Here is a 12663-nt window from a genome sequence, read left to right as displayed (position 1 = left end):
ACTATTGAAAATAGAAATATTTGCATAAAATAAAATTTCAGTATTCTTAACTAGCAGATTTTAAATGATATAGTTAAATTGCGTTAATTTTTACTGAAAAAGTTACGACCATTGTTGTAAACAAAATGCCCTAGAAATGTTAACGCTCAAGAATAAAATATATTTAATTACTTCTGTTCTTTTTATTTTATGTTGTTGTTGTCAATACTTTCACAAAGTAAGTGGTGTGTTTACAATTAACCTTTTAGCCGATATTATTTTCTTTAGTGTTTTTCTTAAATTCAAAAAAATAAAAGAGTGGACTATTCCTTTATTTTGGCTCTTTTTTACGTTATCGGCAACAGCTATATATTTTAATAATAATATCGCTTATGGTCCGATAACCACATTACTAAAGCTTATTGGTTATTTTATGCTACTGATTTACGTGTATCCTAAGCAGAAAAAAGTAAAGAATAACAGCATGGATGTTTGTGTTTACTCACTCGTTTTTTTGTTAAATGTATATGTGGTTTATAAAATAGTTGAGTTGGTAGCGGCTCTGGTTGAAGAACAATATATGACGGTCGTGTTTTTTGTGTATGGTATCGTTCTTATTCTGCTCAGCATAAGCTCATATAGATATCGATTGTTGCACGATTCGCGTTCTAAGTATTTCTTGTTTTTAATAACCTTTTTAATAACAGCTGAAGTCTTTGGGATTGTTGGTTTCTATTTAGATTATACCTTTATGTATTATCTAGAATATTTTTTCTTTCTATTTGGATTAAGTTTTGGAGTCATTGCTTTTATTGATGAAAACGTTAGTGACAGCGTACATAAATTAATAAAAACAGGCAGTATTTAAAATTTTCTAAAAGATAAGAGTAATCAGACGTCTATTATCTTATTTTTACCGTATATCTTTTTGATATTATGTTAAAAAGATGTTTATCTACTTACAAATATTGTATTTCTTATAATATTTTTAAATTACACGCTTAAAAAGAAATCTCTTGGTTTACCGCTACGCAAAAATATATAGAGCATGTTAAGTCTCAAAAATAGGGTGTACTTAATAACCAGCATTTTTTTTGTGTTGAGTTGTTTTGTCTTATTTTTTAGTTATAGCCTAAACGTTGTGTTGCTCACAGAACTAGTGCTTTTTGTGTTTGTTTTAAAGTATAAAATTTATTCAGAATGGAGTATAATACTTTTTTGGGTGTTCTTTATTCTATCGGAAACTTTCCTTGTTTTTTCTGAAAACCCACTCAACACCATATGGCCAACCCTTTTTAAATTATTCGGTTATGTTATGCTTTGTCTCTGTGGTTTTTTCAAACAAAAAACATTACGTATTAGTTATATTGAATATCTAATTTATGGATTGCTTATTTTTCTTAATACTTATGTCGTTCGAGCTGTTATCGCAATAATAGAACCTTTTATTATTTTAGAATATTTGGTTAATTTGTACTTTCTTTTAGGGTGTGCTCTAATTATAGTTGCGGCTTTTGCTATTCGGTATCGCTTAATAAAAGATTCTAGATCTAAATATTTTGCTTTAGTAGTCGTGTTTTTAACTTTAGCCGAAGTTACTAGCGTTATTGCTCACTATCTCCAATTAATGGCTTTATGCTATTTGGAGTATTTTTTCTTTTTATTTGGTTTAAGTTTTTGTGTTTTATTCTCTGTTTTAGAAAATAAAAACGATAAAGCATTTAAATTAGTTAAGGTTAGAAGCGTTTAAGTACGTCAAATCCTCTAATTCTTTTACATTTTCAATGCGTCTTGAATTACCGTTTTTTATAAAGTAAAGATTATCAGCAATATCAATAATTTCTTTATATAAATGATCGGTAATTATAATGGCTTTATGCTCTTTTTTAGCTGTAATCACATTTTTTATAATTTCAATATTCAAGGGAGATAGATGAGAAAAGGGTTCGTCTAATAAAACCAATTTAGTGTTGCTTTTTAAAACGATGTATGTTTCAATTAAGCGGCGTTCTCCTCCCGATAATTTTCCAATTTTAATTTTCTTATAATGTCCGAAAACTTCAAAATGATGTGTAAATGTCTTCCAAGAGATTTTAAAAAGTTTAAAAATAGTTTTTACTTTTAAATGGCTAGGAATAAAATGATGTTGAGGTAAATAGCTAACTAATTTTGTTTGGTAGAGTGGTTTTAAAATGGGCTTATTATCTACACGAATTAGTTTGTATTTAGGTTCTAAACTCCCAAATAGTATGTTTAATAAACACGTTTTTCCACAACCATTGCTTCCTAATAACCCTGTAATATTATTTGTTTCAGCTTTAAGGTAAATACCGTTTAAAATACGTTTTTCTTTAAAGGATAATTCAATATTATCGATTTCAAAAATCATATAAATTCTTTCAAAATTAAAAGAAAAGGAAGACTTAAAATTAAATCCATAATAAATAGACAACCAAAGAGTTTTAAAGTGGAAAGCCCCAAGTTTTTATAGAATATTAATTTGCGTTTTGCGTTGGTTTCATTCATTAAATACCACAAAAAAGCAATCAGAATCAATTTTATTATAAATATAGGAATTAAGCTATAACCCATGACGGCAAAAAGTATATTCACACCAAAAGACCATAACATATATGGTCGGTAAAATATAAATAAAGCAGATAATTGTTGCATAGTATGGCTTATAACGAAAAAAAATGCAAAATATTTTTAAAGTTACGTTAGTTCCGTGTCATGTAGTCATTGAAAATTCATAATTTATTGTATTTTTGATTTCCAATTAAATAAGGCAGATGTTAGAGAAGTTACAAATAGTAAAACAACGTTTTGATGAGGTTAGCGATTTAATTATCCAACCAGATATCATCACCGATCAAAAGCGTTACGTAGAACTTAATAAAGAATACAAAGATTTGCGTCTCCTCATGGATAAACGTGAGGAATATATAGAGTTTACTAATAATTTAGCTGAAGCTGAAGAAATAATTGCAGACGGTAGTGATGCCGAAATGGTAGATATGGCCAAAATGCAATTGGAAGAAGCTAAAGTTGGTATTCCTAAGTTAGAAGAAGAAATAAAAGTACTTTTAATTCCTAAAGATCCTGAAGATTCTAAAAATGCTGTAGTAGAATTACGTGCCGGAACCGGTGGTGATGAAGCAAGTATTTTTGCAGGAGATTTATTTAGAATGTACAGCAAGTATTGCGAAAGTAGAGGCTGGCGTGTAGATACGGTAGATTTTAGTGAAGGTACAAATGGTGGTTTTAAAGAGATTCAATTCGAAGTTTCGGGTGAAGATGTTTATGGAACCTTAAAGTTTGAAGCTGGAGTTCACCGTGTACAACGTGTACCGCAAACAGAAACTCAAGGACGTGTGCATACCAGTGCAGCAACGGTTATGGTGTTTCCAGAAGCGGAAGAATTTGATGTAGAGATTAACCCTAAAGAAGTTCGAATCGACTTTTTCTGTTCATCTGGACCAGGTGGGCAATCGGTAAATACAACGTATTCTGCGGTACGTTTAACTCACATACCTACAGGGTTAGTGGCGCAATGTCAAGATCAAAAATCGCAACATAAAAATAAAGAAAAAGCTTTTAAAGTATTACGTTCTCGCCTTTACGAAATGGAATTGGCTAAAAAGAACGAAGCCGATGCTGCTAAACGTGGTAGTATGGTGTCTTCGGGAGATCGATCTGCTAAAATTAGAACTTACAATTACTCGCAAGGTCGTGTAACCGATCATAGAATTGGTTTAACGCTTTACGATCTATCAAATATTGTAAACGGTGATATTCAAAAAATTCTAGACGAATTAATGTTAGCTGAAAACACAGAGAAGTTAAAAGCAAATACCGATATCATTTAGAGTATGTATTGCTATGTTAGTGTTAAAACTAACATAGAATTTATAGTGCGTTAAGTTTAATATTAAATAGTAATTTCCTTTAAAGGAATATTAAGTTAGGATGACAACAAAGCAACTTATTGAGCAAATTCAGAAGAAAAAATCTTTTTTATGTATAGGATTAGATGTGGATTTAAATAAAATACCACAGCACCTTTTAAAAGAGGAAGATCCTATTTTTGCTTTCAATAAAGCCATTATCGATGCCACACATCATTTATGCGTTGCCTATAAGCCAAACACAGCTTTTTACGAAGCTTATGGTCTTAAAGGTTGGAAATCTTTAGAGAAAACTATTAAATATTTAAACGAAAAACATCCTGAGATTTTCACTATTGCCGATGCAAAACGTGGTGATATTGGTAACACAAGTACTATGTATGCTAAAGCTTTTTTTGAAGATTTAGCATTCGATTCGGTAACTGTAGCTCCATATATGGGAAAAGATTCTGTGGAGCCATTTTTAGCTTTTAAAGATAAACACACTATAATGTTGGCCTTAACTTCTAACGCTGGAGCTTTTGATTTTCAAACCAAAACGGTTGAAGGAAAAGAGCTTTATAAACAGGTTTTGGAAACTTCTAAAACATGGACAAACGCCGAGAATTTAATGTATGTTGTTGGTGCTACCAAAGCAGAATACTTTGCCGATATTAGAAAAATTATTCCAAATAGTTTTTTACTCGTTCCTGGTGTTGGCGCTCAAGGAGGAAACTTGCAAGACGTTTGTAAATATGGTATGACGGACAATGTTGGCTTATTAATTAATTCTTCGAGAGGTATTATTTATGCATCTCAAAACGAAGATTTTGCAGAAGCCGCTGCTAAAAGTGCAGAAATACTTCAACAAGACATGAAAGCGATTTTAGAATAAAACGCATTTTATAATTTTATAAAAACAGCCATCTTTTATTTAAAAGGTGGCTGTTTTGTTTTTTAGTAATTATTGAGTGTATTGATATTTAAAAAACCTCACTTATAAAGTGCGGTTTTTTTATTGACTAAAAGCATTTTTAAATACATCTTATTACATGGGGCGAAGTATAAAATACACGACCAATAACACTAAATGGGTTATAGTTTATATGGATGAAACCATAGTTTATACTATAAAATCCTGTAAATATTATTTTCGTTAAAAATTACAACTAAACCATAGCTAAAAGTAAAACGGATGAAAATTATATTAAATACTTTTATTTTAATTTGTATCGGAATTGGAACTTGTGTTGCTCAAAATAATAATAAAAACAAACTTTGGTACAACGCTCCAGCAGCAGATTGGAACGAAGCTTTACCTTTAGGAAATGGTCGATTGGGTGCTATGGTTTTTGGGAATCCGGTAAACGAAAATATTCAACTTAACGAAAACACACTTTGGGCTGGTGGTCCGCATAGAAATGATAATGCAGCAGCTAAAACGTCTTTGTCTGAAATACGAACATTACTTTTTGAAAAAAAATATACGGAAGCGCACCGTTTGGCTGATAAAGATTTTATTTCGAAAAAATCTCATGGTATGCCTTACGAAACTGTTGGTAATTTAAGGTTGAATTTTGAAAATCATGATAATTTTTCTAATTACCACCGCGAGCTAGATATTGAAAACGCTGTTAATACAACCACCTATACTGTTGACGGTGTAAATTATAAACGTGAAATTTTCACATCGTTTACCGATCAGGTTATTGTGATAAAATTATCGGCTAGCGAAAACGGAAAGATTAGTTTTTCTGCTAGTATGGACCGACCAGAACCTGCAATTGTTTCAGTGTCTACTGAGGATAACAATATCTTAAAGATGACAGGACTTAGTAGCGACCGTATTAGCAAACATATAAAAGATGGGACACCAACAAAAGGACAAGTAGAATTTGAATCTCGTTTAAAGATTTTACAAGAAGGCGGGAAAACATCTGCGAAAGCTGAACAATTGGTAGTTTCTAGAGCGAACAGTGTAACGCTATTTATTTCAATAGCTACTAACTTTGTTAATTATCAAGATATAAGTGCAGATCCACATAAACGAGCTGCTGATTATATCGCTAAAGCGGAAAATAAAGCTTACCATCAATTACTAAAAGATCATACAGCTTTTTATCAAAAATATTTTAAAAGAGTTGAGTTAGATTTAGGTGTTACAGATTCTATAAATAACACAACAGATGTTAGAATTAAAGAATTCAGTACAGGTAACGATCCTGCATTGGCAGCTTTGTATTTTCAATTTGGACGTTATTTATTAATTTCTTCATCGCAACCAGGAGGGCAACCTGGAAATTTACAAGGCTTATGGTGTAATCAATTAACACCACCATGGAAAAGTGCTTACACGGTAAATATTAATACTCAAATGAATTATTGGCCGGCCGAGGTTACTAATTTATCTGAAATGCATGAACCGCTTATTCAAATGGTTCGTGAGCTTTCCGAAGCAGGTAAAGAAACCGCAGAAGTTATGTACGGTGCCGATGGTTGGGTAACGCACCACAATACCGATTTATGGCGTATTGCAGGGCCTGTAGATGGAGCAACTTGGGGCATGTGGCCAACAGGAGGTACGTGGTTAAGTCAGCATTTATGGGAGAAATTTATGTTTAATGGCGATTTGGAGTATTTACGTTCTGTATATCCTGCAATGAAAGGTGCTTCGGAGTTTTGCTTGAGTTTTTTAACAGAAGAGCCCGATAATGGATGGTTAATTATGTTACCAACTATTTCGCCAGAACACGGGCCAAAAGGACGTGATAAAGGCGTAAATATTGAAGCTGGTACAACCATGGATAATCAATTGGTGTACGATATTTTAACTAAAACTATTACTGCTGCAAAATTATTAGATGTCGATTCAAATTTAATTCCACAAATGGAGGCGACACTTTCTAAATTACCACCAATGCAAGTTGGTAAATACAATCAGCTTCAAGAATGGATGGAAGATTTAGACGATCCGGAAGACAAACACCGCCATGTATCACATTTATATGGGTTGTACCCTTCTAATCTAATTTCACCATATAGAAATTCAGAATTATTTGAAGGTGCTAAAAACACGCTAATTCAAAGAGGTGATCCATCAACAGGATGGTCTATGAACTGGAAAATAAATTTATGGGCACGTTTATTAGATGGCAATCATGCTTATAAACTTATGGGCGATCAAATAAAGTTAGTTGGCCGTCCAGATTCACCAAAAGGAGGAGGTACTTATGCTAATATGTTAGATGCACATCCACCGTTTCAAATTGACGGAAATTTTGGTTTTACTTCCGGTTTAACCGAAATGTTAGTACAAAGTCATGACGGCGCAATTCATTTAATTCCTGCACTTCCTGATGTTTGGAAAGATGGGCATGTAAATGGATTACGAGCACGTGGTGGTTTTGAAATTGTATCTATGGAATGGAAAAGTGGTGAGATTGTAAAAGCCGTTATCAAATCTAATTTAGGAGGTAACTTGCGTGTTCGTTCGTATAGCGACCTCACTCTAGAAAATGGTAAACTCTTGAAAAAAGGAACGGAATCAAACTCAAATGCATTTTATAGCATACCAGAAATTAAGGAGCCATTAGTTTCTAAAGAAGCTAAATTAGAGGGAGTGACTTTGAAAAAATCGTACTTGTTTGATATAGAAACAAAAGTAGGTGAGGAGATTATTTTGGTTAGAAAATAAAATGTTTAGAATTAGGTATTAAAAAGAGGTGTTGATTGTGTGAAAACAGCAGTTATTGGTCGAATTAATAATCGAAACGAGCTATAAATTTCTATGTTTGAGTACCTGAGAATCATTTAAGATCTCTTTTAAATAAATTTTATATCAATGAAAAAATTAAGTTTAAAAAATTATTTCAGTTTAACATTTTTAGTGTTGGTGAGTGTTTTTAGCACGAATGTTTTGGCTCAGAATGATGTTGCTTCACCTTTAATATTAGATATGGTTCATCATAATCCTGGTGAAGCACCTTATCAATCGGCCTATAATGATCCGGCAGTGATAAAAGAAATGGGTTATAATGGTAAGGTTTATTTTCTGTTTGAATCGCCAGCATTAGCGATAAATTGGGAATCTGTAGACCCAGATATTTTACCAAAAGGTTCAGAGGAGCGCGCATGGGTAGATGCTAAGGCTGCACAAATTAAAGAGATGCATGCGAAGAGTAAAGCACAAGATATGGCTATTTATGCTATGTCCGATTTGGTTTTATTTCCGAAGCGTTTAATAGAAAAATTTGGTATAGAAAGTACTTTTGGAGATCCAAATAATGCCTTAACGGAAAAATTTATCCGGGCTCAAATTAACGAAATGTTCGATCAGTTTCCAGATTTAGATGGTTTGGTGGTGCGTATTGGCGAAACATATTTGCATGATGCACCATATCATCAAGGTGCTATTGAAAATAAAAATAGTCCTGAAAAAACCATTATTCCTTTAATGGAAATTCTTAGGGAAGAGATTTGTGTAAAACGAAACAAGCAACTTATTTTCCGTACATGGATAGCCTTCGATAGAAATATGGGACCATACATGGAGGTTAGTAATGCTATAGAGCCGCATGATAATTTAATTATTAGTATTAAACATTGTGAAGGTGATTTTCATAGAGCTCGTACATTTAGTAAAATAATTGGTCAAGGGCGTCATCGTCAAATTATTGAAGTTCAAGCAGCTCGTGAATATGAAGGAAAGGGTGCTTACCCTAATTATGTTGCCAACGGAGTTATAGATGGTTTTGAGGAGCATGCAAGAATGCCTGAAGAGGAAATTAATAGTATTGGTGAGTTTGTTGAAAAAAGACCCGATTTGTATGCTGGTATTTGGACTTGGTCCCGAGGCGGTGGATGGGAAGGTCCTTATATTAAAAGTGAAATGTGGTGCGATTTAAACGCATGGGTTATGGCGCAATGGGGGCAGAATACAGATAAAAGTGAAGCCTTTATTTTTAATAGATATGCTACCGAACGTTTAAAGTTGGAAGGTGATGATGTTACCAAATTTAGAGAACTGTGTTTACTTTCTGCTGAAGCTGTAGTTAGAGGTAGAAATAGTACTTATGGGGATATGAATCCTTGGTGGACTAGAGATCAGGGAATTGGTTGGCCTGGTGTTGTAAAAGGAGAAGTAGAACGTAAGCGAAATTTAGAGCAAAAAGATGAATCGGTTGCCAAATGGAAAACGATTGTTAAGCTGGCAAAATCTATTAAATGGGATAGTGAAGCGACTAAAAATCATGCTATAGGTTCTTCGGAATATGGATTAAGGCTTTATAAAATATACCGAATTATTATTAACATGGCCGATGCTGAAAAACAAGGTGATACCAAAGCAGTTAAAAAATGGATTAAAGCTTATGATAAAGCTTGGAAGCATTACAATAAACTTCCGCAGCAATATCTTTCAGTAGCGACGCTTTATACTCAAAAATATGATCGCCACATTTCTAATAATGCGGATAAAAAAATTAACGAGTTGCGAACTAAATATTAATATTAGGAAGATAAATTATGCATAGTTTAAAACGAATTTCATCTATTACTTTATTGATGCTCTTGTCTTTAATAACGAATGGTCAATCAAAAAGTAATTATGAAACTGATAAAGCTTTGGAAGCTAAATCTAAGCCAAATATTATCTTTTTAATGACCGACGATCAACGTTGGGATAATATGGGAGTTTACGGAAAACCGGAATTTAATACGCCTAATATAGATAAATTGGCAGCCGAAGGTGTGGTGTTCGATCAGGCGTTTTATGCTGTGGCTATTTGTATGCCGAGTCGAGTAACTATGTTAACGGGAAGGTATAATTCAAATCATAGAGTGAGTTTTGTTGCTCCGGACGATTATACGTTATCGCAAAATGATTTTAGTAAAAGTTACCCTGCATTACTTAAAAATGCGGGTTATAGAACAGGTTTTATCGGTAAGGTAGGATTTACAGTAACAGATGAAGCCACACGACCAAGTATGCCAAAAGAGCAATTCTATAAAGAACATATGGGTGGTGTTTTTGATTTTTTTGCAGGAAGTGAAACACGCGATAGAAAAGGGCATGTTACCTGGCCAGAAGAGGATGTAGAATTGAAAAATATCTATAAAGAAGGGCGACAAAATTCAGGAAGAACTTTAAGAACTGGAGAAGCCATGATGCGTTTTATAGACACACAACCCGAAGACCAACCATTTTGTTTGTCGGTTAGCTTTTATGCAGTAAAGCACGATAACGATAAGGATGTATATATGCCGCATTTCGAGCAATTTAAAGAGGCAGAAATGGAAGCGCCAGACAATTGGGTAGAAGGCGATAATCCTGTTTTACCAACAGTGGTTAAAGAAAATGCAAGAGGTGTGTATTTGCATAAAAAACGCTCATCTACACCCGAAATGTATCAAAGGCTTGTACGTCGTTTTGCAACACAGGGTTATACTGTAGATGAACAAGTTGGCTTTTTGGTTGAAAAACTAAAAGAGAAGAACATGTTAGAAAACACCGTTATTATCTATACTAGTGATAACGGTCGTTTTCAAGGTTCTCACGGGCTTTTTGATAAATGCCTTTTGTATGATGAATCTGTTAAGGCTCCTCTTATTATTTATGACGGACGTGTACCAGAATCGAAACGTAAACACAGAGAAGCGGCACTTATTTCTTCAGTAGATATGGCACCTACAATTGTTGCCATGGCAGGTTTAGAAGTGCCAAATAGTATGCAAGGTCGAGATATTAGTAGGGTTTTAAGTAAAACTGAAGACATGTCGCAATGGCGAGATACGGTGTTTATGGAAGATTTGTTTTTGGCTGCTATGTTTCAAGAACGCTATAAAGATAATGTAGACGAATTAAATCAAAATTTAATCGAAAATAATAAATCTTATAGAAGTAGAGGCGTGCGTACAGAGCGATGGAAATATATTGTTTACTACGAACATACACCTAAAATTGAGGAACTTTATGATGTGATTACGGATCCTTCTGAACAAAATAATTTGGTTAATAATCATGAGTATACTGCTGTTTTAGAAAAATTAAGAGCAAAAACAGAGGAGATGTATCAAGTAGCTCTCAATAAAAACAACTAAAAACCATAAACTAAACTAAAGCCCATGAAACACATTCTAAGTATTATTTTTTTATTCGCTACAGTTTTAGGATTTGCTCAAAACAAGAATGAAGTGAGTATAGAATCTTTGTTAAAAGATATGGTGGATAGAGATGTTGTCGCTCGTTTTCCTTCAACTAATTTTAGATTAAAACAAGAAAGTAGTTATAATAGAGCTTCTACAATACCTCAAGATTCTGTTGGTTGGTTTAATAATCATGATTTCAACAGTAAAGATGACGATCATAATTTTATTAGAACAGAAGAAAAAAATGGTCAAAAAGAGTGGGTATTAATGGATCATGTGGGGCCTGGAGCTATTGTACGCACTTGGATGCCTTTTTTGAGTGCAAATAAACCAAACACAGACATTGAAATCAAAATTTATTTAGATGGAAGTAAAGAGCCTGCATTGCAAGGAAATATGTTAGGCTTGCTTGATGGAACAGGTTTGATTCCTTTTCCATTGGCACATCAGTCATTGCGTTCAGCAGTATCTTTTTTTCCTATTCCTTATGCTAAGAGTTGTAAAATTACTACAACACAGAGGCCTTTTTTTTATCAATTTACTTATAGAGAATATGATGATTACACACCTATAAAAACCTTTACTAAAGAGGATTTTGATAATGCAATGCCTTTAACTAAAGAGGTAGGTGAGTTATTGTTAGCTCCAAAAAATACAATGAAAGGTGAAGATGTTTCTTTTAGTGCAAAATTAAAATCTAAAAAAGAAAAATCTATAAAATTACCAGAAGGACATGCAGCTGTTAGAGAGCTTAGTATAAAATTAGATAATTACAAAAATCCTGATGTAACTCGTACTGTAATTTTAAAAATTGAATTTGATGGTGAGCCAACTGTTTGGTGTCCATTAGGTGATTTTTTTGGTAACGGAATAGGGTTACACCCATTTCAAGGCTGGTATAGAACGGTTAGTGAAGATGGAACAATGACATGTAGATGGGTAATGCCATATCAAAAAACAGGAAAAATATCGATTATTAATATAGGGGAAACTACAGTAAATGTAGATTTAAAAGCAACTGTTGGTGAATGGAATTGGGATAGTGAAAGCATGTATTTTAATGCCGCTTGGAAAGGGCAATATCCTGTAGCTACTAGACCTTTTTCTGATTGGAATTATATTACAATAAAAGGAAGAGGTGTATATGTGGGAGATGCTTTAACTGTTATGAACCCTGTTGAAAGATGGTGGGGAGAAGGCGATGAAAGAATTTATGTAGATGGTGAAGATTTTCCATCCATTTTTGGAACAGGAACCGAAGATTACTATGCTTATTCTTGGGGAGGGAAAAGTAACGAGTTTTACGAGCATCCTTTTCATGCACAACCAAGAAGTCATATATTCAATAAGTTAAATAAAAAACCTAAAGATTTTAAAGGTAAAAACACTTCTGGTTATAGCACAGAGACGAGAACTCGTGCCTTAGATGTTATGCCTTTTAATAGTTCGTTAAAATTAGACATGGAAGTTTGGAGCTGGACCGATTGTGAAATGGGATACGGGGTAGGCTTATATTGGTATGGTGATAAACAAACCACATCTAATAGAGTTCCAGATGAAAAAGAAGCGTTAAACGTACCTCCATTGCCAAAGAATTTTCCGAATGAATAATTTTTAATAAACAATACTAAAGATTATTCATTAAAAAAGT

At 33.3% G+C, this 12663-nt stretch carries 9 protein-coding genes; 8 read left to right on the top strand and 1 reads right to left on the bottom strand.

Translation table 11 applies throughout. The features are described 5' to 3' along the window. The first annotated feature begins 226 nt into the window (after nucleotides 1-226). Together V6246_RS06600 and V6246_RS06595 are read left to right on the top strand one after the other, a co-directional pair. Nucleotides 227-847, top strand: a complete 621-nt coding sequence (locus tag V6246_RS06600; protein WP_341559699.1) for a hypothetical protein — start codon at nucleotides 227-229, stop codon at nucleotides 845-847. A gap of 447 nt (nucleotides 848-1294) precedes the next feature. Further along, nucleotides 1295-1729 (top strand): hypothetical protein, encoded by a 435-nt coding sequence (locus V6246_RS06595; RefSeq protein ID WP_341559698.1) that lies wholly within the window; start codon nucleotides 1295-1297, stop codon nucleotides 1727-1729. Here V6246_RS06595 and V6246_RS06590 read toward each other — a convergent pair. Continuing rightward, entirely contained in the window at nucleotides 1706-2368 is a 663-nt protein-coding gene (locus V6246_RS06590; protein WP_341559697.1) for an ABC transporter ATP-binding protein, read from the bottom strand. The two genes, V6246_RS06595 and V6246_RS06590, sit on opposite strands and share 24 nt — an antisense overlap. Nucleotides 2369-2771: 403 nt before the next feature. Here V6246_RS06590 and prfA point away from each other — a divergent pair, with 403 nt between their 5' ends. The 6 genes from prfA to V6246_RS06560 all read left to right on the top strand — a co-directional run bounded on the left by prfA (nucleotide 2772) and on the right by V6246_RS06560 (nucleotide 12623). Continuing rightward, a complete protein-coding gene (gene prfA / locus V6246_RS06585; protein ID WP_159017813.1) occupies nucleotides 2772-3848 on the top strand; it encodes a peptide chain release factor 1 in 1077 nt (358 codons plus the stop codon). Nucleotides 3849-3948: 100 nt separating this feature from the next. Next, on the top strand, nucleotides 3949-4761 hold the full coding sequence (gene pyrF, locus V6246_RS06580) for an orotidine-5'-phosphate decarboxylase (RefSeq protein ID WP_341559696.1): 813 nt from the start codon (nucleotides 3949-3951) through the stop codon (nucleotides 4759-4761). A gap of 300 nt (nucleotides 4762-5061) precedes the next feature. Next, nucleotides 5062-7560 carry a glycoside hydrolase family 95 protein gene (locus tag V6246_RS06575; RefSeq protein WP_341559695.1) on the top strand — a complete coding sequence of 833 codons (2499 nt, stop codon included), beginning with the start codon at nucleotides 5062-5064 and terminating at the stop codon, nucleotides 7558-7560. A 147-nt stretch (nucleotides 7561-7707) separates the two neighbouring features. After that, nucleotides 7708-9372, top strand: coding sequence for a hypothetical protein (locus V6246_RS06570; RefSeq protein WP_341559694.1), 1665 nt, complete (start codon nucleotides 7708-7710; stop codon nucleotides 9370-9372). A 17-nt stretch (nucleotides 9373-9389) separates the two neighbouring features. Further along, nucleotides 9390-10964 (top strand): sulfatase-like hydrolase/transferase, encoded by a 1575-nt coding sequence (locus V6246_RS06565; RefSeq protein WP_341559693.1) that lies wholly within the window; start codon nucleotides 9390-9392, stop codon nucleotides 10962-10964. A gap of 24 nt (nucleotides 10965-10988) precedes the next feature. Then, complete coding sequence (locus V6246_RS06560) at nucleotides 10989-12623, top strand: glycoside hydrolase family 172 protein (protein ID WP_341559692.1); 1635 nt, start codon at nucleotides 10989-10991, stop codon at nucleotides 12621-12623. Nucleotides 12624-12663 lie beyond the last annotated feature (40 nt).

Origin of the sequence: Algibacter sp. TI.3.09, from assembly GCF_038154905.1 — a bacterium.
In the GTDB taxonomy this organism is placed as follows: Bacteria; Bacteroidota; Bacteroidia; order Flavobacteriales; family Flavobacteriaceae; genus Algibacter.
Note: the sequence above shows the minus strand (reverse complement) of the source record. Positions and strands in the feature narration are given on the sequence as shown.

Coding starts and splice junctions, on each gene's coding strand:
- V6246_RS06575 (WP_341559695.1), top strand. CDS start 5,062: ATGAAAATTATATTAAATACTTTTATTTTAATTTGTATCGGAATTGGA.
- V6246_RS06570 (WP_341559694.1), top strand. CDS start 7,708: ATGAAAAAATTAAGTTTAAAAAATTATTTCAGTTTAACATTTTTAGTG.
- V6246_RS06590 (WP_341559697.1), bottom strand. CDS start 2,368: ATGATTTTTGAAATCGATAATATTGAATTATCCTTTAAAGAAAAACGT.
- prfA (WP_159017813.1), top strand. CDS start 2,772: ATGTTAGAGAAGTTACAAATAGTAAAACAACGTTTTGATGAGGTTAGC.
- V6246_RS06565 (WP_341559693.1), top strand. CDS start 9,390: ATGCATAGTTTAAAACGAATTTCATCTATTACTTTATTGATGCTCTTG.
- V6246_RS06560 (WP_341559692.1), top strand. CDS start 10,989: ATGAAACACATTCTAAGTATTATTTTTTTATTCGCTACAGTTTTAGGA.
- pyrF (WP_341559696.1), top strand. CDS start 3,949: ATGACAACAAAGCAACTTATTGAGCAAATTCAGAAGAAAAAATCTTTT.
- V6246_RS06595 (WP_341559698.1), top strand. CDS start 1,295: ATGCTTTGTCTCTGTGGTTTTTTCAAACAAAAAACATTACGTATTAGT.